18 protein-coding genes are annotated in these 21,164 nt (G+C 68.8%); 10 read left to right on the forward strand and 8 right to left on the reverse strand.

The genetic code is table 11. From position 1 onward, the window contains the following. Nucleotides 1–110 precede the first annotated feature (110 nt). Nucleotides 111–1,046, forward strand: a complete 936-nt coding sequence (locus tag K8625_RS17640) for a DUF4382 domain-containing protein (RefSeq protein ID WP_223749047.1) — start codon at nt 111–113, stop codon at nt 1,044–1,046. Nucleotides 1,047–1,287: 241 nt separating this feature from the next. Here K8625_RS17640 and K8625_RS17645 read toward each other — a convergent pair whose 3' ends face one another. The 3 genes from K8625_RS17645 to K8625_RS17655 all read right to left on the reverse strand — a co-directional run bounded on the left by K8625_RS17645 (nt 1,288) and on the right by K8625_RS17655 (nt 3,216). Continuing rightward, a complete protein-coding gene (locus K8625_RS17645; RefSeq protein ID WP_223749048.1) occupies nt 1,288–2,241 on the reverse strand; it encodes a hypothetical protein in 954 nt (317 codons plus the stop codon). Nucleotides 2,242–2,252: 11 nt separating this feature from the next. Then, complete coding sequence (locus tag K8625_RS17650; protein ID WP_223783347.1) at nt 2,253–2,933, reverse strand: hypothetical protein; 681 nt, start codon at nt 2,931–2,933, stop codon at nt 2,253–2,255. Between the two features lie 124 nt (nt 2,934–3,057). Beyond that, on the reverse strand, nt 3,058–3,216 hold the full coding sequence (locus K8625_RS17655) for a hypothetical protein (RefSeq protein WP_223749049.1): 159 nt from the start codon (nt 3,214–3,216) through the stop codon (nt 3,058–3,060). Between the two features lie 401 nt (nt 3,217–3,617). Between K8625_RS17655 and K8625_RS17660 the strand changes: the two genes are divergently transcribed. Next, nucleotides 3,618–3,968, forward strand: a complete 351-nt coding sequence (locus K8625_RS17660; RefSeq protein WP_223749050.1) for a hypothetical protein — start codon at nt 3,618–3,620, stop codon at nt 3,966–3,968. 72 nt (nt 3,969–4,040) lie between these two features. Continuing rightward, complete coding sequence (locus K8625_RS17665; protein ID WP_223783348.1) at nt 4,041–5,576, forward strand: ankyrin repeat domain-containing protein; 1,536 nt, start codon at nt 4,041–4,043, stop codon at nt 5,574–5,576. Nucleotides 5,577–5,592: 16 nt separating this feature from the next. Here K8625_RS17665 and K8625_RS17670 read toward each other — a convergent pair whose 3' ends face one another. The 3 genes from K8625_RS17670 to K8625_RS17680 form a co-directional block, all read right to left on the reverse strand. After that, nucleotides 5,593–6,717 (reverse strand): HAMP domain-containing sensor histidine kinase, encoded by a 1,125-nt coding sequence (locus K8625_RS17670; protein ID WP_223783349.1) that lies wholly within the window; start codon nt 6,715–6,717, stop codon nt 5,593–5,595. Between the two features lie 752 nt (nt 6,718–7,469). After that, nucleotides 7,470–8,144 (reverse strand): response regulator transcription factor, encoded by a 675-nt coding sequence (locus K8625_RS17675; protein WP_223749053.1) that lies wholly within the window; start codon nt 8,142–8,144, stop codon nt 7,470–7,472. Between the two features lie 106 nt (nt 8,145–8,250). After that, nucleotides 8,251–8,841 carry an RNA polymerase sigma factor gene (locus K8625_RS17680; protein WP_223749054.1) on the reverse strand — a complete coding sequence of 197 codons (591 nt, stop codon included), beginning with the start codon at nt 8,839–8,841 and terminating at the stop codon, nt 8,251–8,253. 220 nt (nt 8,842–9,061) lie between these two features. Between K8625_RS17680 and K8625_RS17685 the strand changes: the two genes are divergently transcribed. The 7 genes from K8625_RS17685 (at nt 9,062) to K8625_RS17715 (ending at nt 19,316) form a co-directional block, all read left to right on the forward strand. Then, on the forward strand, nt 9,062–11,056 hold the full coding sequence (locus K8625_RS17685; protein ID WP_223749055.1) for an alpha-1,4-glucan--maltose-1-phosphate maltosyltransferase: 1,995 nt from the start codon (nt 9,062–9,064) through the stop codon (nt 11,054–11,056). A gap of 15 nt (nt 11,057–11,071) precedes the next feature. Beyond that, on the forward strand, nt 11,072–12,727 hold the full coding sequence (gene treS / locus K8625_RS17690; protein WP_141331174.1) for a maltose alpha-D-glucosyltransferase: 1,656 nt from the start codon (nt 11,072–11,074) through the stop codon (nt 12,725–12,727). After that, complete coding sequence (locus K8625_RS17695; protein ID WP_223783350.1) at nt 12,724–14,058, forward strand: phosphotransferase; 1,335 nt, start codon at nt 12,724–12,726, stop codon at nt 14,056–14,058. The genes treS and K8625_RS17695 overlap by 4 nt, the downstream gene beginning before the upstream one ends. Continuing rightward, nucleotides 14,055–16,259, forward strand: coding sequence for a 1,4-alpha-glucan branching protein GlgB (gene glgB / locus K8625_RS17700; protein ID WP_223783351.1), 2,205 nt, complete (start codon nt 14,055–14,057; stop codon nt 16,257–16,259). Before K8625_RS17695 ends, glgB begins: the two co-directional genes overlap by 4 nt. A gap of 602 nt (nt 16,260–16,861) precedes the next feature. Continuing rightward, nucleotides 16,862–17,476, forward strand: coding sequence for an NAD(P)H-dependent oxidoreductase (locus K8625_RS17705; protein ID WP_223783352.1), 615 nt, complete (start codon nt 16,862–16,864; stop codon nt 17,474–17,476). 137 nt (nt 17,477–17,613) lie between these two features. Next, complete coding sequence (locus tag K8625_RS17710) at nt 17,614–18,966, forward strand: hypothetical protein (protein ID WP_223783353.1); 1,353 nt, start codon at nt 17,614–17,616, stop codon at nt 18,964–18,966. Further along, on the forward strand, nt 18,966–19,316 hold the full coding sequence (locus K8625_RS17715; protein WP_223749060.1) for a DUF2019 domain-containing protein: 351 nt from the start codon (nt 18,966–18,968) through the stop codon (nt 19,314–19,316). The genes K8625_RS17710 and K8625_RS17715 overlap by 1 nt, the downstream gene beginning before the upstream one ends. 91 nt (nt 19,317–19,407) lie before the next feature. Here the strand turns inward: K8625_RS17715 and K8625_RS17720 are convergent, their stop codons facing one another. After that, nucleotides 19,408–20,604, reverse strand: a complete 1,197-nt coding sequence (locus tag K8625_RS17720) for a lanthionine synthetase C family protein (protein WP_223783354.1) — start codon at nt 20,602–20,604, stop codon at nt 19,408–19,410. Between the two features lie 190 nt (nt 20,605–20,794). After that, complete coding sequence (locus K8625_RS17725) at nt 20,795–21,001, reverse strand: hypothetical protein (protein ID WP_046713920.1); 207 nt, start codon at nt 20,999–21,001, stop codon at nt 20,795–20,797. Between the last annotated feature and the right edge of the window lie 163 nt (nt 21,002–21,164).

Consider the following 21,164-nt stretch of genomic DNA (forward strand, 5'->3'; position numbering starts at 1 on the left):
GAGGCTGCGGACAGGTCCACCGCCTTTCTCGTGGCCGATGCGTCCGGTGGCGAGTCATTTCCGTCGAAACGGCCTCCACCCCGAGGCCCCTTCGCTGGAGAAAAGCCCTCATGTCGTTCATCGACTCGCTTCGCGCGAGCCTCGTCTCGAGGTTCGCCATGGTGTTGCTGTTGCCACTGCTCGGCTGTGGTGGTGGCGATGATGGAAAGGTCTCCATCCTGCTGACGGACGCGCCGGGTGACGGCATCGAGACGGCGGTGGTCACCATCTCGAGCATCTACCTGCAGGGCGGAGACTCCGAGGGCGGCCGCGTCGTCCTGCGCGACGAGCCCGTGACGGTGAGCCTGCTGGAGCTGGCCAACTCCACCTCGGAGCTCGTGTCCGAGGCCGTGGTGCCCAACGGCGACTACGACCAGCTGCGCTTCGTCATCACCGGCGGCTACCTGGAGGTGCGCAACGAGGACGGCACCACGTCCATCTTCGCCACCTCGGATGACTACGCGGGCCTGCCCGAGGGCGCCGAGGTGTCCGGTCGGCTGCACATGCCCAGCTACGGCTCCTCCGGCCTGAAGGTGAAGTTCACGGAGAAGCTCACCATCGAGGGTGAGCAGAAGATCCTCCTGGTCGACTTCGACGTGGCGCAGAGCTTCGGCAAGGAGGCCGGCAACTCCGGCCGCTGGGTGATGAGCCCCGTCATCAAGTCCGCGGAGCTGACCGCCTCCGCGAGCATCGACGTGGAGGTGACGCTCGGCGCCGGTGTCGTCCTGCCGACACTCGAGGGCCAGGTCCTCACGCTCGCGAACCTCAACGCGGTGCTCATCAACGCCGAGGGCAGCCGCGAGACGCTGCCGCTGACGGACGCCAACGCGGACGGCACCTTCGAGGCCACCTTCCGGTTCCTCATCCCCGGCACCTTCCAGGTGCAGGTGGAGGCCCCGGTGGGCGTGAGCCTGGGCACCACGCCGGCCCAGCCGGTGTCCGTGCGGCTCGAGTCCGGACGCGACAGCACCCAGGCCTTCGTCATCACGAGCGCCCAGCTCCCGTAGCCCGCTTCCCCACTCCGCCTCACAGCGCGCGATGTGCGTGCGCCACGGCGAGAGGAAAAATCCACGCAGCTCGTGGCCGACCCCGAGCGCGAGGGGTCTCCTGGATGAGAGGCCGTTTTTTCCCGCGGAACTCTCGGAATCAGGTGGGGTTGGCGCGGGGCCAGCTCCCCAGACGAGGCGTCGGGACAGTCCCCGGCGCCTCGTTTTTTCTTGCGGGCCTGGGCCTCGCGACGGCGACGGCTCAGTAGACGACGAGCGCCTGCGGGGCGTGGTAGCTGACGATGGTCAGCACCGGGATGCGCGGCGCCTCGGCGTCATCGTCGTTGCCGCCCGACGTCAACCGCACCCCGTCGAAGCGCGCCAGGAAGACGTACTCGCGACGCGCCTCGAGGAAGGGGTCCGCGCCGGAGAGCCGCCCCAGCGCCTCCCGGCCCGTCTCGTCCGAGACATTGTCGAAGTGCTTGCGCGTGGTGGACGCGGTGCCGCGCTCGCGGGTGCTGAGGTTCCCACCCAGCCGCCCCGGCCCCGTGAGCTGCGTCTGCCCACCCAGGTCACCGTTCGTCGTCGTGGTGGTGTCGAACGTCTCCCCGTAGCCCACCGGGGCATCCGACTCCACCGAGGCCAGCGTGTGCTCCACCAGCCACACCGTGGGCTTCTCCCCTTCCGAGCGCTGGTCCGCCACGCGCGCGCGCAGCAGCACGTAGCGGCCCTTGTACGTGTCCGGGCGCTCCACCGCGGAGGCGAGGGAGAAGATGGGGATCTTGCGCTCCTGCAGGTACTGGAGCTCACCGGGCACGCTGCCCCCGCGCTGCGCCACCACGCGCGCGATGAGGTTCGCGGCCTCGGGACGCACCTTCAGGTCCTCCGCCCACGCGCCGCCGAGCAGCGCTCGAAGCTGGGTGAAGGGCGTCAGCTCGATGCAGGCCTTGAGGGCGGCCCAGCCCTCGTCGCGGGACTCGGCCTGGACCCGACGCGCGGCGGCCTCGCACAGGGCCGGATTCGGATAGCGCGCGACGAAGCCCTTGGGGTCCGCGGAGGCGCTGGGCGGCGGGGCCTCGCGGGCCTTCTCGACGACGGGCGCGTCCTCGCGGGGCGGCGACTCCGTCCAGGTGACATGGGAGTGCGACGCGCCGCAGCCGGCGGCGAGCGAGCCCAACAGGGCCCAGGTGGGGACAGTCCAGGGATGGTGGCGCATGGCGCAGACTCCTAGAGCGAAGCCGAACCGGAACGAGACGACCCCGCACGCTCGCGCGCGGTGGGCGCCGTGGACGTCGAGGGCAACACGACGGAGCACACGTCCTCGCAGCGCTCGCTCAGGCACGCGAGCGTCGCGGGGCTGGTCTGCTGCTGGGCGACGTCCGCGTAGCAGCGGTCGCCGGCGGCGGGACAGCCTCGGCGCGCGGCGCACTCACAGCAGGGCGCGGCCACGGTGGCCATCAACTGCGCCTCCTGGAGGACCGTGGACAGGCCGCGGTAGCACGTGCGCGCCGTCGCCGCGAAGCGGCCCTTCGAGTCCACGATGGACACGTTGCCCCCCAGCCCGCATTTGTCCGCGGCGGCGAGATAGCGCTTCTCGCACATCGCCACGAGCGTCGCGTCGGAGACGCCCTCGCGCGCATTGCCCACCGTCTCCGTGCACAGCGCGCGGGAGATGTCCTTGAGCAGCTTGCGGTTGGCGGCGTCCTGCTCGGGGCTCGGTGTGCCTGGCGTGGCCTCGGACTCGAAGACACACTCCTTGCCCTCGCGAAGCGTGTCGACGGTACAGGCCCACGCCGTCGGGGAATCATCCGAGACGGGCGGCGCCGAGAGTGCTTCCGGTGCCAGCGCCGGAGTCGCGGCGGGAGGAGCCGAACCCAACAAGAACAGGGAGACAATGAGCGCCTTCATGGACACGGCAGGTTAGCCGCCTCGCGGCGCGCCACACAAACCAGGCCCGGTGTCACTGTTCACCCCACACCTGGGCCTCCAGGACGATTCGCCGTGCACTTCCCCACGGCGCGCGCTCCCGGCGTCATGGACGTGGAAGGTCGCCGCGGTCCGAGATGAAGAGGTAGCCGAAGACCACGACGCTGATGACCACGCAGGTCAGCGCGACGACGAGCATCAAGGACAGCCGTCGGCCCACCAGGACGCTCACATAGATTTCGCCGGCCACGAGGAGCAGCAGCATGGCGAGGATGGACAGGGAGCGTCGCCAGGCCTGTCGCGACGTCGGAGGCCACCCTCGCGAGGAGCGCCCCGACGGGCGAGGACCACGTGGGCTGGACGGTTCGGCTGGCATGACGCGGGCCCCCTCGTCTCGACTCGACCAGGTGTCTCGCACCCCAACCCCTGGGCACGAGACCCGCCCCCTCCGGCGGCGCGGCGTCAGCCAGGGGAACCTGTCTGGAACGTGGAGCACCGCGCGGGGATGCGCAACGGGCCCGCACGTTGCCGGGCGCGAGCCCCGGGCCCACCGCGCGGCCTGCCTCGCGTCATCGAGGCGCTCCCCTGCCCCCATGTCGACGCCCGCGGGACACACGCGCGCACCAGCGCTTGCACCCTCACGGGGCTCGCTGGAATGGTGGGCCGATGCACGCCCCGCCGGTCGAATGGACCCCGTACGAAGCAGGAGCCTCGCTCGGCTGGGCGGGCTCGCAGGGGGGCACCATCGCTCGGGATGAGGAGCTCGCGGGGCAGTTGCGACTCACGTACGAGCGCGATGACAGCCGCTCGTTCCATGCCGTCACCTGCGCCGTGTCGGGCTGGTTGCTCCACCATCGCTTCTTCGACAACGCGGAGGCGGCGAGCGAGGCCTATGACGCGATGAAGCCGGCGCTCGAGGAGCTGCGCACCCGGCTGCGCGAGGGCGGGCCCGGCTCCCCCGAGGAGGCGCGACGAGGAGGCCCCCTGCTCGCGGCCTTCCTCGCGCGCTTCCCCTGAAACCGGTCGGGTCGCGACATTTCCGCCGAGGCGACGTTCAGGAGAACGACCGACCCCGCCGGAGCCCCCCTCATGTCGCCCAAGAAGAAGTTGTCCCCCCTGGACGCCAGGCTGCTCGCAGCCATCGAAGCCTCGAACGCCAAGGACGTCGCGAAGCAGCTCGCGGCGGGCGCCAACCCGAACACCGTCGACGCCAAGGGCTACCCCGCCCTGCACTCCGCGGCCAGCGAGGGCAGCCTGGAGCTGGTCCGACTGCTGCTCGACGCCGGCGCGGACGTCCACGCCCAGGACTCGGATGGGGCCATCGCGCTCTCGTTCGCCACGGCGCAGTCGGGTGACGAGGGGGTGGCGCTGGTGAGGCTGCTCATCGACAAGGGCTCCAACGTCAACCAGCGCTGGAACGACGAAGCGGGCTCCACGGTGCTCACGGACCTGTTCGGCGAGGACAACGAGGCGCCGTCGGAGGACATCCTCGCGGTGCTCCTGAAGGCGGGGGTGGACGTCAACGCTCCCAACGGGCAGGAGGAGACGCCCTTGATGCTGGCCGCGACGTTCAAGGACCAGCCGAAGCTGACGGAGCTGCTGCTGGAGCACGGCGCCTCGGTGGAGACCGTCAACGACCGCGGGTGGACGGCCCTGATGTGGGCCATCCGCGCCGGGAACGAGGGTGCCGTCGAGCGGCTCATCGCGAAGGGCGCCAACGTCAATCACCTCGCGACGGATGACGAGGGCGACACCGCGCTCACCCTCACCGTCAACGAGGACGAGCTGTTCAGCACTCCGTCGCCGCGAATCGTGAGCGCGCTGCTGCGCGCGGGGGCCAATCCGAACCAGCCCAATGCCCGAGGCTGGACGCCGCTGCACCTGGCGGCCTGCATCGAGGACGTGGCGCCGCTGGAGGCGCTGCTCGCGGCGCGCGCGGACCCGCACCTCGCCAACACCGTGGGCTACTACCCCATCGACCTGGCGACGCGCCGTGGCCACACGAAGGTCATCGAGCGGCTGCTCGCGGCCGGAAGCCCCACGCGGGAACAGGCCGCGCGCAAGCGCATGGACGGCATCTGGAAGCAGATTGGCGACTGGGCCGACAAGCACCACCCGGACCATGCCTCGCGGCTGACGGTCAACCGCCCCGCCACGCCCGAGCGGATCGCCGCGCTGGAGAAGCAGGTCGGCAAGGCGCTGCCCTCGGACTTCCGCGCGTTCCTCCAGAAGTTCGGCGGCGGCGCCCCGACGTCCCGCGGTCTGTCCATCTCCGAGTACGACGTGTTGACCACGGAGCAGATCCAGGAGCTGTGGAAGGGCCTGCGGGAGCACGTCGACAATGGCGTCTTCAAGAAGGCCCGGCCCCACGAGCTGTCCAAGGACCAGCGGTTCGTGAAGTGGACGTGGTGGCACCCGGGCTGGGTGCCCTTCGCTTCGGACAGTGGCGGCAACCTGTACTGCGTGGACCTGGAGCCCGAGGAGCACGGCAGCGTCGGGCAGGTGATTCGCTGGGAGATCCACGGCGGTCCGCTTGGCCCGTTCGCCGACTCGATGGAGGACTTCTTCGAGGAGTATCTGCGGAAGCTGGAGAGCGGACGCTACGACGCCAGCGAGCTCGAGTGAGCTCGCGGCCCCGGCGTCACCCGCGAGACACCGGGGCATCGTCGGCGAGCACCTCGCCGGAGAAGCACACCTCGAGCCCGCCGTACTCCGACGGGCTCAGGGTCAGGGTCCAGCCGTGGGCCTGGGCCACGTCGTGGGCGATGTGCAGCCCGAGCCCCTGCCCCTCCGGCGCGCGCGTGCGGGCCGCGTTGCCACGCGCGCCCCGGGCGAGCAGCCGCGCGCGCTCGTCCTCGGGGATGCCGGGCCCGTCGTCGAGGACGCGCAGGTGGAAGCGACCTTCGCGGGTGCTCTCCAGCACCACCGCCACGTGGCCGTCCTCGCGGCCGTGGCGCACGCCATTGCCCACGACGTTGCTCACGGCCTGCTCGATGAGCGTCACGTCGCCGAGCACTCGCACGGGCACGGCGGGAACGCCGCTCTCCAGGGAGATGCGCTGCTGCCGGGCGATGGGCTGGTGACGACCGAGGACCCGGCCCACCACGTCATTGAGGTCCACGGGTACGCGCTGGACGTGGGGCGCGCCGGCCTCCAGCCGCGTCGCCGCCGCGAGGTTGTGGACGAGGGAGGTCAGATAGTGGGCCTCGCTCATCGCGGAGGCCACCTCTGTCGCGGACACGGGCTCGCCGCGCGACACGCGCTGCTGCATCGCGGACAGGTTGCCCTGCAACACCGTGAGCGGCGTCATCACGTCATGTGTGGTGTTGGCCAGGAAGTCACGCAGGCCCTGCTCGCGCGCCTCCTGGTGCGCCATCCGCGCTTGGATCTCCGCGCGAGCCTCCTGGAAGGCGCGCGCCAGGTCGGCGATCTCATCCTGTCCGCGCACGGCCACCGGCTGCGCGTAGCCGCTGCGGGCCGAGGCGCGCACGTCCTCGGTGAGCATGCGGATCCTGCGGACCACCGGGCCCAGCGCGAGCACCACCGAGGCCACGACGGTGGAGACCAGCAGGCTCCAGTCCTTGAGCGGCGGCAGGGAGAGCATCGAGGGAGGCGGCGGCTCCTCCCGGCGCGCGAGGATGAAGGCACACGGTCCCCCTTCCCACGGCATGCGCAGCAGCACTTCGAGCATGCGCCGTCCGTCCTGCTCGAAGCGGCGCACCACCGTCCCGTCACTCGCCGCGACCCGCATGTCCTCCGACAACACGGGGGCCCTCGGATTGCGTGAGACGAACTGGGCGTCATAGGGGAAGTGCTCGACTCGCGCGGGTGCACGCCCGCCATCACCGTCCGCCGGAGGCGGAGGGCGCCCGTTGTCGAAGAGAGACGGACCGAGGCCATTCGCCGTGGCAGCACCGGAGCGCCCGCGGCCGGCTGGATCATCCGCGAAGGCGGGAGGCCCCGTTCCATCGCCGCCACGAGCCCCGCCCTGACGCGGCGGGCGCCCCTCCGCGTCTTCATCCTGCGCGCGCGGTGGGGGTGGTCGGACAGCCTCGGCACCAAGCCCGCCCTGTCGCGGCGGGCGCCCCTCCGCGCCTTCATCCTGCGCGCGCGGTGGGGGTGGTCGGACAGCCTCGGCACCAAGCCCGCCCTGACGCGGCGGGCGCAGCTCCGCGTCCTCATCCTGCGCGCGCGGTGGGGGTGGTCGGCCAACCTCGGCACCAAGCCCGCCCTGTCGCGGCGGGCGCCGCTCCGCCCCCTCATCAAGCGGACGCGGTGGTGGCGGCCGCCCATCCTCCCCACGCCGAGGCGGCGGCGCTCCTCGCTCCGAGGGACGCGGGCGCCACGTCTCCGGCGACGCCTCGCAGCGCGAGCGCTCCACCTGCACGCGCGCCAGCGTAGCGGCCTCGAGCACCTCCTCCTGCGAGCGCTCCCGCAGGGACTTCTGGAAGTACGCCATCGCCACCACGACCGGCAGCGCCGCCGCCATCGCCGTGAGCGCCAGGCGCAAGCGCAGCTTCACGAACCCTCTCCCTCGACCAGCCGGTACCCCACGCCCCACACCGTCTCCACGCACTGCGCCGGCGCCAGCTTCCTGCGCAGCCGCGACACGTGCACGTCCAGCGTCCGCTCCGTCCCCTCGCGCTCCGGATCCAACACGTGCTCCACCAGCCACTGCCGCGTCACCGCCTCACGAGGCCTGCGCGCCAGCGCCGCCAGCACGTCGAACTCCACCCGCGTCAACTCCACGACGCGCCCCTCCACGCGCACCTCGCGCCCCAGGAAGTCCACGCGCAGCGGCCCCAGCTCCAGCACCGACTCCGGCTTCTGCAACACCGGCCGGCGCAGCCGCGCGCGCACCCGCTCGATGAGCTCCTCCGGCCAGAACGGCTTCGTCAGGTAGTCATCCGCGCCCAGCTTCAGCGCCCGCACCTTGTCCAGCGTGTCGTTGCGCGCGCTCAGGATGAGCACCGGCACCTCCGAGAACCCCCGGAGCGCCTTGAGCATGTCCAGCCCGTACGTCCCCGGCAGCATCAGGTCCAGCACCACCAACCCCACGTCGGGGAGCTCGCCGGGCAGCAGCATCCGCCCCTCCGTCCACCACTCCGCCTCGAACCCAGCGCCCTTCAGGTGCTCGACGATCTGCGCGCCCAGCCGGGCGTCGTCCTCCACCAGCAGGATTCGCTCCCCCATCTCCCGCTCGCCTCCTCTCCCTCCCGGTCACCACGGTGCCGTCACGAATGGATGAATGAAGGCCGACAGTACCCGGAGGTTCTTAAGACTCCCTTAACGTGAGGCCTCAGCCGCCCCGCCCGAGCACGTCGGCGAGCTTCTCCAGCGCCAGCCGCGCCCGCGTCTTCACCGTGCCCAACGGATGCCCGGTGCGCTCGGCGATCTCTCGCTGCGACAGCCCCTCGAAGTAGGCCAGCTCCACCACCTCCCGCTGCTCGGGAGGCAGGGTCCGGATCGCCGCGCGCACCCTCACCCGGTCCTGCCCCATTCCCAACGCGTCGTCCGGGGCCAGCGGCGTGGCGCTCGTCGGAGGCGGATGGTGCACCACGCCCTCCGCCACGCGCGCCGCGGTGCCCAGCGAGCGCAGCCGATCGATGGCGCGCGTGCGAGCGATGGTCGTCACCCACGTCTCCAGCCCCCCGCGCTCCGGGTCGAAGTCGCGCGCGCGCCGCCACACCTCCAGGAACGCCTCCTGGAGCACCTCCTCCGCGTCCGCGCGGGAGGGCAGCAGGCGAAGACACGCCGCGAACGCCCGGGAGGCGCAGCGCGCATACACGTCCCGCATGGCGGAGGCGCTGCCCAGGGCCACCTGCTGGAGCAGGGCCCTGTCGGCCGCCGGGTCGCTCGCCCGCTGAGCAGTGGGTGAAGGAAGCGCCATGCCTTTCCCGGATACCGCAACCCGAGGTGCGGATCCCAGCTTCAAGTATGGGCAGCCGGGCACTCAGCCCCTTCGAGTCCACCGGGTGGGCGTCCTCGCCCCCCATCCCTAACGTTCACGAGCCAACGCGGCCGACGCGCCAGTCGTCCTTCATCAACGCACCCCGCGACACGCCGCCCGGCTTCACCCAACCTCAGACCTATAAGGGCCGCGAGCCGATATGAAAGAGCGAATCGGGAGCGTGTTCATCGAGGGAGTCCAGCCGCAGCTCGACGGAGGCCGTCACGCCGTCAAGCGCATCGCCGGGGACAGCCTCACCGTCCGCGCCGACATCTTCAAGGAGGGCCATGACGTCCTCGTCGCCGTCGTCCGCTGGCGCCAGGTCTCCCCTCAACAGGAGCAGACCGACTGGGGCGAGGTCCCCATGCGCCCCCTCGGCAACGACGCCTGGGAGGCCGAGTTCCCCCTGGCTCGCAATGGCCGCTACGAGTACACGATTGAAGCCTGGCCAGATCTCTTCCGGACGTGGACCTCCGAGCTGAAGCGCAAGGTGGACGCGGGCCGGGACGTGAAGAGCGAGCTCTTGGAGGGGGCCGCGCTGCTGGAGGGCGCCGCCGCGCGCGCGAAGCCGGTGGACGCGGACGACGCGCGGGTGCTCACCGAGGCCGCCGTGCGCCTGCGCCAGCCCGCGAGCCCGGACCTCATCGCGGTGGCGCTCGCGCCGGAGCTGGCCACGGTGGCGTCGACCTACCCGGACCGGACGCTGGCCAGGCGCCACGAGCCGATGCTCCAGGTCTTCGCGGACCGGGAGAAGGCGCGCTTCGGGGCCTGGTACGAGTTCTTCCCGCGCTCGGCGAAGCGCGACGGCCGCACGCACGCGACGTTCCAGGACGCGGAAGGCTGGCTGCCGTACATCCAGAAGCTGGGCTTCGACGTGGTGTACCTGCCGCCCATCCACCCCATCGGCCGCACCGCGCGCAAGGGGAAGAACAACAGCCTCAAGGCGGGCCCGGATGACGTGGGCAGCCCGTGGGCCATCGGCGCCGCGGAGGGCGGCCACAAGGCGGTGCACCCCAGCCTGGGCACGCTCGCGGACTTCCGTCACTTCCTGCAGGCCGCGCAGTCTCACGGCATCGAGGTGGCGCTGGACCTGGCCTACCAGTGCTCACCGGACCACCCGTACGTGAAGGAGCATCCGGAGTGGTTCCAGCGCCGCCCGGACGGCACCATCAAGACGGCGGAGAACCCGCCCAAGCGCTACGAGGACATCGTCAACTTCGACTGGATGGGCCCCGCGCGCGAGTCGCTCTGGGTGGAGCTGGAGTCCGTCGTCCTCCACTGGGTGCAGCAGGGCGTGCGGACCTTCCGCGTGGACAACCCCCACACCAAGCCCATCCAGTTCTGGGAGTGGCTCATCCGCCGCGTGCAGGACCGCCACCCCGACGTGCTCTTCCTGTCGGAGGCCTTCACCCGCCCCAAGGTGATGAAGGCCCTGGGCAAGGTGGGCTTCACCCAGTCGTACACGTACTTCACCTGGCGCAACTTCAAGGGCGAGCTGCAGGACTACCTGGAGGAGATCACCCGCCCGCCCGTGTCCGACTTCTTCCGCGGCAACCTGTGGCCCAACACGCCGGACATCCTGCCGGAGCTGTTGCAGAACGCGGGGCCCGGTGCGTTCCGCCTGCGCGCGGCGCTTGCCGCCACGCTCTCCTCGGTCTACGGGATGTATTGCGGCTTCGAGCTGTGCGAAGGCCGCCCGCTGCCCGGCAAGGAGGAGTATCTGGACTCGGAGAAGTACCAGCTCGTCGCGTGGGACCTGGACCGGCCCGGCAACATCCGGGACTGGATAACGAAGCTCAACTCGGCGCGGCGCACCCAGCCCGCGCTGCACACGTACGACACGCTGCGCTTCTTCGACTCCGACAACGAGCGGGTCCTCTTCTACGGCAAGCGCACGAAGGACGGCACCAGCACGGTGCTGTGCGCGGTGAGCCTGGACCCGTACGCCGCCCAGGAGGCGCTGCTGCGGCTCCCCCTGGACTGGCTGGGCGCGAAGCCCGACGAGACGTATCAGGTGCACGAACTGATGACGGACCAGCGCTCGTTGTGGCAGGGCTCCGACGTCCAGGTGCGCCTGACACCCGAGCAGCCCGCGGCCGTCTGGGCCGTGTACCGCTTCCGTCGCACCGAGCACGCGTTCGACTACTACGAGTGACACCCTGAGAGGCGTATGGAACTGGATCCCCTCTGGTACAAGAAGGCCCTCATCTACGAGCTGCATCTAAGAGCGTTCCACGACTCCAACGGCGACGGCCACGGGGACATCCCGGGCCTCATCGAGAAGCTGCCCTACCTCCAGGACCTGGGGGTCGACTGTCTGTGGATCCTCCCGCACTACCCCTCCCCCCTGCGCGATGACGGCTACGACATCGCGGACTTCTACGGCGTGCATCCGGACTACGGCACGCTCGCGGACTTCCAGCGCATGGTGGACGAGGCGCACAAGCGCGGCATCCGCATCATCACCGAGCTGGTCGTCAACCACACCAGCGACCAGCACCCCTGGTTCCAGGAGGCCCGGAGCGATCCGAAGAGCCCCAAGCGCGACTGGTACGTCTGGAGCGACACCGAGGACAAGTACAAGGGCGCGCGCATCATCTTCACCGACACGGAGCGCTCCAACTGGACGTGGGACCCGGTGGCCAAGCAGTACTTCTGGCACCGCTTCTTCAGCCACCAGCCGGACCTGAACTACGACAACCCCCAGGTGCAGGAAGCCATGCTGGACATCATGCGCTTCTGGCTGAACATGGGCGTGGACGGCTTCCGGTGCGACGCGGTGCCCTACCTCTTCGAGCGCGAGGGCACCAACTGCGAGAACCTCCCGGAGACGCACGCCTTCCTCAAGCGCCTGCGCAAGACGATTGATTCGGAGTACCCGGGGAAGATGCTGCTCGCGGAGGCCAACCAGTGGCCCGCCGACGTGCGCGTCTATTTCGGCGAGGGCGACGAGTTCAACATGGGCTTCCACTTCCCGGTGATGCCGCGCCTGTTCATGGGCGTGCGCCGGGAGGACCGCACCCCCATCGTCGAAATCATGCAGCAGACGCCGGACATCCCGGAGTCGTGTCAGTGGGCCATCTTCCTGCGCAACCACGACGAGCTGACGCTGGAGATGGTGACGGACGAGGACCGGGACTACATGTACCGGGAGTACGCCACCGACCCGCGCATGCGCATCAACCTGGGCATCCGCCGCAGGCTCGCGCCGCTGATGGACAACGGCCGCCGGCGCATCGAGCTGATGCACAGCCTGCTGTTCACCCTGCCCGGCACGCCGGTGATGTACTACGGCGACGAGATCGGCATGGGGGACAACATCTACCTGGGCGACCGCAACGGCGTGCGCACGCCCATGCAGTGGACGGGAGACCGCAACGCGGGCTTCAGCCGGGCGGACTACGCCCGCCTCTACGCGCCCGTCATCGCGGACCCCGTCTACGGCTATCAGTCCATCAACGTCGAATCGCAGGAGCGCGTGAAGTCCAGCCTCCTGCATTGGGTGAAGCGGATGATTCGCATCCGCCAGCGCTACCCGGTGTTCTCGCTGGGGAAGCTGCGGTTCATCTCCCTGGAGAACCGCAAGGTGCTGGCGTTCGTGCGGGAATGGGAGGGCCAGACGGTGCTCGTGGTGTGCAACCTGTCGCGCTTCTCGCAGCCAGCGGTGCTGGACCTGCGCGAGTGGCAGGGCATGGTGCCCGTGGAGTTGATTGGCGACACACCGTTCCCGCGTATCAGTGACCTGCCCTATCAGCTGTCGATGGGGCCCTTCATGTTCCTGTGGTTTCGGCTGGACCAGCCGGTGCCCGGAGGGAGCCGAGCATGACGACCTTGGACCTGACGAAACTGCCCGAACACCTCAAGAGCCAGCGCTGGTTCTCCGGCAAGGCGTGGCCCATCAAGCAGGTCAGCGTGGTGGACCACGCCAACCTGGACGCCACCCCGTGCGACCTGTCGCTCGCCGTGGTGGAGGTCGTCTACGAGTTGGGGCAGCCGGAGCGCTATCTGCTGCCAGTGAAGCCCTCGACGGACGGCATCAAGGACGCGCTCGAGGACGACGGGTGCCTGCGCGCGCTGTTCGACCTCATCCGCGACGGCGCGCAGATTCCCTCCGCCTCCGGCCGCGTGGTGGGCGAGTGGATTGGCGGCCCCGAGGGCCTGCTGGGCCTGCCCTCCCCCCTCCCCGTGCGGCGGCTGCTGGTGGAGCAGAGCAACACGTCGGTGGTGCTCGGAGAGAAGGTCATCGTGAAGATCATCCGCAAGCTCGAGGCGGGCGTGAATCCCGAGTACGAGGTGGGGCGCTTCCTCGCCACGCGCACCTCGTTCCGCGCCACGCCCGTGCTCCTGGGCGCGCTGCGGCTGGAGGGCGCCGCCGGGGCCACGCTCGCGCTGGTGCACCGGTTCGTGCCCGACTCGGTGGACGGCTGGAAGTACACGCTGGAGCGGATGCGCCAGGCGCGGCCGGTGGGCGACCGGTTCCTGAGCGAGATGGAGGAGCTGGGGGCGCGGCTGGGAGACCTGCACCAGGCCTTCGGCTCGGCGCCGCTGGACGACACGGCGTTCGCGCCGGAACCGCTGCTCCAGGAGGACCTGCAGCGCTGGAGCGCGTCCATCGTGGGCGAGCTGGGCGTGACGCTGGCGGAGGCCGGTCGGCTGCATGCGGACCTGGAGAAGCGGCGGGAGCGGCTCATCGAGCACGCGAAGCGGCTCGCGCAGGTGACGCCGTCCGGACAGAAGATCCGCATCCACGGAGATCTGCACCTGGGTCAGGTGCTGCGGGCCAATGACCAGTGGCTCATCTTCGACTTCGAGGGGGAGCCGGCGCGCAGCTTCACGTCCAGGCGGGAGAAGTACAGCCCGCTGCGCGACGTGGCGGGGATGATCCGCTCGTTCGACTACGCGGAGGCCACGGTGGCGCTCGAGGGTGGGACGCCTCGGGGACGGGTGGGCCCCAGCCGCGATGCCTTCCTGTCGGGCTATCGCAAGGCGACCCAGGGAGCGGCCTTCCTGCCCTCGGACGACGCGGCATTCGACACGATGCTGCGCGCGTTCGAGCTGGAGAAGCTCCTGTACGAAGTGAGGTATGAGATGGCGAACCGGCCCGACTGGGTGCGCATCCCCGTCGAGGCCCTCATGCGGATGGAGGAAGGCCAGTGAGGAAGCCCGCGGACAAGGCGCAGGTCGACGCGGAGTTGCAGCGCGTGGTGGAGCTGCGGCACCCGGAGCCCCACTCCGTGCTCGGCATCCATCCGGACGGTGACGGCGTGGTGATTCGTGCCTTCCGCCCGGAGGCCGTGGCCATCCACGTGCTCCCGGAGTTCGGCGGGCGCGTGCCGATGAGCCACCGGCTGGGTGGCGTCTTCGAGGCGCGCGTGAATGGCCGCGACAAGACCTTCGGCTACCTGCTGGAGGTGGAGTACCCCGGCAAGCGTGTCTTCACGCTGAGAGACCCCTACAGCTTCCTGCCCACGCTCGGGGAGATGGACCTGTACTACGCGGGCGAGGGGCGCCACGAGCGGCTCTGGGAGCGGATGGGCGCGCACCTGAGCCACCACAACGGCACGCGCGGCGTGGCCTTCGCGGTGTGGGCGCCCACGGCGGCGGGCGTGTCCGTGGTGGGCGACTTCAACAGCTGGGACGGGCGGCTGCACGCCATGCGGCGCATGGGGGCCTCCGGCATCTGGGAGCTGTTCGTCCCCGAGGTGGGCGAAGGCGCGCGCTACAAGTTCGAGATCCGTCCGGGCCAGGGTGGGCCCCGGGTGTTGAAGTCGGACCCGTTCGCGTTCCGCACGGAGGTGCCGCCGGCGACGGCGTCGGTGGTGCACGACCTGGGGCGGTACGACTGGGGGGACACGCCGTGGTTGGAGACGCGCGCGAAGCACGAGGACGTCGCGCACCAGCCGTGGAGCGTCTACGAGGTGCACCTGGGGAGCTGGCGCCGCGTCGTGGAGGATGGCGACCGGCCGATGACGTACCGGGAGCTGGCGCCCGCGCTGGCGGAGTACGTGAAGTACATGGGCTTCACCCACGTGGAGCTGTTGCCCGTGTCGGAGCATCCGTACGGTGGCTCGTGGGGGTATCAGGTCAGCGGCTACTACGCGCCCACGGCGCGCTTCGGACATCCGGATGACTTCCGGTTCCTGGTGGACCACCTGCACCAGGAGGGCATCGGCGTCATCGTGGACTGGGTGCCGGGGCACTTCCCCCGGGACGCGCATGCGCTGGGCGAGTTCGACGGCACCGCGCTGTACGAGCACGCGGACCCTCGCAAGGGGGCGCAACCGGATTGGGGGACGCTGGTCTTCAACTTCGGCCGCAACGAGGTGCGCAACTTCCTCATCGCGAACGCGCTGTTCTGGATCGAGGAGTACCACATCGACGGACTGCGCGTGGACGCGGTGGCGTCGATGCTCTACCTCGACTACAGCCGCAAGCAGGGCGAGTGGATCCCCAACCGTTGGGGTGGCCGGGAGAACGAGGAGGCCATCCAGTTCCTGCGCGAGCTCAACGACACCGTGCGCCGCAAGCACCCGGGCGTGGTGGTCATCGCCGAGGAGTCCACGGCATGGCCCAAGGTCTCCGCGCCGACGAGCGAGGGCGGCCTGGGCTTCCACTTCAAGTGGAACATGGGGTGGATGCACGACACGCTGTCGTACTTCTCGAAGGACCCCATCTACCGGCAGTACCACCACAACCAGCTGACGTTCGGGCTGCTGTATGCGTTCAGCGAGCACTTCATGTTGCCGCTGAGCCATGACGAGGTGGTGCACGGCAAGGGCAGCCTGTACGGGCGCATGCCGGGAGACCCTTGGCAGAAGCGGGCGAACCTGCGCGCGCTGTTCGCGTGGATGTGGGCGCACCCCGGCAAGAAGCTGCTCTTCATGGGCGGAGAGTTCGGCCAGCCGGCGGAGTGGAACCACGACAAGAGCCTGGACTGGCACCTGACGCAGGACCCGGGGCACGGCGGCATCATGCGTCTGGTGGCGACGCTGAACCGCGTGTACCGGGAGCTGCCGGCGCTGCACGACGCGGACAGCGAGCCGGTGGGGTTCCAGTGGCTGCAGCCGGACTCGGCGGCGTCGAACGTGCTGGCGTTCGTGAGGCGATCACGGCAGCCAGGGCGTCATGTGGTGTGCGTGGCGAATCTGTCGCCCGCGGTGCGTGAGAACTACCGCGTGGGCTTCCCGCTGCACACGAGCTACGCGGAGATCGTCAACTCCGACGCGGGCGAGTTCGGCGGCTCCAACGTGGGGAACCTGGGACAGCTCCACACGGAGCCCACGCCCTGGGATGGGCAGCCGGCGTCCGCGCTGATCACCCTGCCCCCGTTGTCCGTGCTGTGGTTCACGCCGGGCTGAGACTTCCGCGGGCGGCGTGAAGTCCGCGCCGCCCATGAGCTGTCTGTGTATTCAACAAATCAATCACAGACAACAAATTTGTGTTTGTGATTAATTTGTCGCGGCCGGAAAACCACTGAACATCGGACCATGTAGGCATTGCCCTCATTCCGGGCGGCCTGGGGCCCTCGAAAACCACTAAACATCAGAGCATGTAGGCATTGCCCTTGAAATGGCGTGATTTTCAGGCCACGCCAGGGCACTGATAAAGCGTGCATGTAGGCATGGCGATCAGGATCGCAGGTGATCGCGATCGCAGCCGCACGAGTGCCAGGGACAGGGGTGGAAGACCCACCTGCACTGAGACTCAGTGGGTCGGGATCTTGAGTGATTTCAGGCGGATGTCATTCAACACATGAGAATTGCTGAACAAATCGAGCAGCCCCTGTTACCGCAAGAGCCTGCATGTTTGTTCATGTAGGTACGGCAATTCTGATCCGCGAGTTATCGTGCTCCATCCGCCTTCGCGATCCTCGAACTTCGGGTTGAAAACGAACCTACCAAACGTAAGTTACCAAGAGTACGCAGCGGTCCGCAGGTGACCGTCGTCTGGAGCTTCCGCCATGCATGCCCTCATCGTCGTCGCGCATCCTGAAGAGAAGTCGCTCACCCACGGCATCGCCGCCCGGATAGGGGCTGCTGTGGAGGGTGCGGGGCATACGTTCGAGCTCGCAGACCTGTCAGCGGAGGGGTTTGATCCGCGGTTCAGCGAGGCGGACCTGGCGGTGCATCGCAGACAGGAGACGCCGCCGCAGGATGTCCTGGTCGAGCAGGCGCGAATCGACCGCGCGGACACGTTGGTGTTGGTCTACCCCGTGTATTGGTGGTCGATGCCGGCGTTGTTGAAGGGGTGGATCGATCGGGTGTTCTCGAACGGGTGGGCGTTCGACTTCGGGTTGAACACGGGGTTGGAGAAGAAGTTGAGGCACCTGAAGGTGCACCTGGTCGCCATCGCCGGCGCGGACCTGCGGACCTATGCGCGGCACGGGTACTTCGGGGCGATGAAGACGCAGATCGACCACGGCATCTTCGACTACTGCGGAGCGAAGGTCGTCACCTCGGAGCTGCTGGTCGACTCGGAGACCCAGGACCCCAAGGTCCACCTGAAGACCGCGCATGCACTGGGGACGAAGCTCTTCGGCGCCACGGAGCAGGCACGCGGCGCGGATGCCGCCTGAATGAGCGTGGGTCGACAGCAGCCCTTCGACCCAGCAACAAGTCCAGTGGGAGACAATTTCATGACTAGCTAGTATTTCACGATCCCTGGCGACGACGCACGCTCTCGAATGGGGAGCCTTCGCCAAGAGGACTTTGGATGCTGCCACGATGGTCGATCCCCCTAATCCTCGTGCTGTTGTCTGCATGCAGCGGCACCACGAGGTCCGTTCGACTCCAGACGGGCCGTGATGCCCCCATCCTCCTGACGCCACGCGGCGCCGGGGCCGCGCCGGTTGAAGTGGATGAGGACGACTTCGTTGACGCCATGAAGAGGCTGTCGCGCGGCGTGCGGCTGCCAAGTCATCCCCAGGAAGCAGCTCGGCGATTGTTCGAGATGGATGCGCGCAGCGGCACGTACCTGTACGAGCCACGTGGGCACCGCGTCATCCCGCTGGGACCAAGCGAGCATCTGGAGAGCGAACAACCCGCCCCAGAAGTCGCGCTGACACGCGCCTACCTGCGCTGGTGCGAACGTACGAACAAACCCAGCGATTGCCTGAGCATCCTGACAGAGAACCCCACCGTCACTGGAGATGGTCGTTACGCCCTTGCCATGGCGCAGGCCCAGGGGGCCGTGTGGGACGAGATGATGGACGCCTTCGAGGACATGGCCGATCCCCAGGCCGTGATGTCGGCGGTCCTTTGGACATGGACCACGTACTGCATCCTGCTCACGGTTCCCGAGCCCTTCTCGAAGGGTGTGGCCGCGGTGATGACTGCCTCGCTCATTGCCTACGTAGGGCTCGACACGTTCTGGAGTCTCATCGTCGGTTTCAAGCAATTGATGGCGGAGGCGGAGCGAGCGACCACGTTCGACGAACTCCGCGAGGCGGGAATGCGATACGGCCAGGTCATGGGCCGCAACGCGGCGCGCGCGTTCGCCATGCTGGCCATGGCGGCCATCGGAAACACGGCGGCGGGTCTGGGCTCGAAGGTGTCAGGGCTCCCAGCCGCCGCGCAGGCAGCGGTGCAGGCCGAAGCACAGGTGGGAATCCGGCTCGCTGCGGTCGCTGAAGTCAGCGCGGTGGCGGTGAGCGCCGAAACCGTCACCATCGCCCTCGCCCCCGGCGCCGTGGCCATGGCGGTGAGTGGCACTAGCGCAGGCACGGCCACCAAGGTCCAGCCGGCGGGCTACAGGGCCTGGGGGTCGTACAGCGGCTTCAAGAAGGCCATGGGCCCGGCGGGAAAAGACAAGGAGTGGCACCACATCGTCGAGCAGACCCCAGGAAACGTGAATCGCTTCGGGCCCCAGGCGCTTCACAACACCGAGAACGTCATCCCGATGGACAAGCTCCTGCACACGGACGTCAGCGCGTTCTTCTCTTCGATTCGACGCGATATTACGGGCTCGCCATTGACCGTACGGCAATGGTTGAGCACACAGTCGTACGGGGCCCAGCGTGATTTTGGACTGCTGGCCATCGAGAACGTGGCGAAGGGGCTCTGGTGATGGACCTGGAAAAGCTCGTCGAGGAATTCGCGCTGAACGTGGCGGCGCAGAACGAAGCCATCTTCCGGGGAGACGCCAAGACGGGGAACAAGCACGCCAGGAAGTACGGTGCTGCCGTCGATACGTTGCTGTCTCACGGAGATAAAGGGCGCGATGCGCTTCTCGTCCTGCTCAAGCACGAACGAATGGATGTGCGAGTGATGGCTGCTGCCCATTTGCTCCGCTATCGAACGGCCGAGGCCAAAGCGGTCTTGGAAGAGGCCGCCAAGGGAAAGGGGCTTGTCCCCTTCGGAGCGCAGCAGGCCTTGAAGCGATGGGAAGAAGGAACCTGGGCGCTCGACCCGGGGTAGCCACCTACCGTCATGAACGGTGAGGCGAGGGCCCTGTAGCCCCCGCCCCCATGCCCCGAGGTGCGATGCCTCCGACGGCTCTCGTTCAGACTCACGCCGATTCACGAAGCGACATCAGCAGCACCCGATCCCAACTCGGCTCCACGCTCGAAGCCGCCGCGAGCAGCGCGAGCGCGATGCCCGCCGTTCCCTCCAACAGCCCAGGGCGATCCACCCACGAGGGCACACCCCGCGCATCCTGCCCCCAGAAGGCAAAGCCCCCGACTCCCCTCCCCGGCTGCCCGAAGCGCAGCGCATGCTCCAGCCACCGCCGCGCCGTGCTCGCGAAGAGCTCCTCCCCCGTGGCCTGATGAAACCGGTTGTAGATGTGGAGAAGCCCCGCCGCGCCATGGCACAACGGCGCATCCTTCACTCCGGAGTCCTCCAGCGGGCGCCTCGCGGCCTCACGCGCCATGTCCAGCGCCTCGGCCGCCCAGCCGGGCTCCCCCACTGCACGCGCCGCCGTGAACAGCACCAGCGACACGCCCGGATCTCCGTAGCACCACGCTGCGCGCGTGGACTGCGGCGCCCTGCCAGGAACCACCTGGTGCGGAAACCGTCGCCCCACGAGTGGCAGTCGCCGCGCCATCACCCAGGACCACACGTCGTCCAACAATCCTCGGGCCTCTGACTCCGCCACCCCAGCCCTCACGGCCCCCGCCAACACCGCGATGACTCCCGGCACGCCATGCGCCACGCCCAGGTCATGGCCACCGGCGGGCGACTCGCGCCGCCAGGTCTCCCCCAGTCGAGCGACCACACCCTCCAGGCAACGCCGTGCATCCGCCCGGGGCAAACGTTCCAACGCATACACCCCCAACCCCACCAACCCCGAGAGCAGCTCCACGGGCCCCGTCCAGGGAGCCACGGCCAGCCGCTGGGCCAGCGCCGCGTCCACCTCCTCCAACGCGTCACCGCCCTCCCCCAGGTGCTCCAACGCCCACGCCACCCCGCTCACACCTGAGTGCAGCGCCATCCCCATGGGACGTGACGCCACCGCCTCCATCGCGTCATCCAGCAGCCCCCGCGCCAACCCCGCGTGATGCGCGGACGCGGCCACCTTGTCCATCCAGGCGAACAGCAGCGCCAGGCCCGAGTCCCCAGACGCCAGCGATGCATCCGGAACACGCTGCGAGAGGGACTCCTCGATCGCCCGAGCCAACCCCTGAACGACCTGGAGCACCTCTTCCTGAAGCGCCCCTGCCACCAGGGGCCGCCACTTCGCGGAGCAGTCCATGTCTCCGTTCATGTTTCATGTCTCAAGACGTCACGCGCCACAAAACCCATCACAGACAGGCGCGCCGAGTCTGAAACACCCCAGACCTGATACATTCTCGACCCAGCTCGCGCGACAGGGCGCCCAGCCAACCACGGGCTGACCGGGCACCCCAGGCCTTCGACTCCCGCGTCACGGTGTGCACCGCGACACGGAAAGACGACTACGGATCGACCTGACCGGCCACCTCGGGAGAGGTCTCGATCACACCGCACTTGCCCGAGGGGAAGTTGGTGTAGGGGTTGGTGGTGCCGGTGCCACCGACAACGCCATCCAGCATCTGGAGCGCACCCTCGTCCATGGAGCGCAGCGTCTCGCGGTGAAGGGTGAGCTTGCGCTTCGCGGCGACCGTCTTCTTCGGCTCGTTCACAAGAACTCCTGATCAGTGAGGGGGATGACGACACGGGTTTCACGTCACGAAACATGACGCGGTGCAGAATCCGTCACGACAACCTTCCGTGGCGGACAGCTTGACTCCTAACTCAAACAATCAAGTCAAGAAAAGGTGGGTCATAAAGAAATGGGCGGATTGA

Origin of the sequence: Myxococcus sp. AS-1-15, from assembly GCF_020037055.1 — a bacterium.
GTDB classification, from domain to species: Bacteria; Myxococcota; Myxococcia; order Myxococcales; family Myxococcaceae; genus Myxococcus; species Myxococcus fulvus.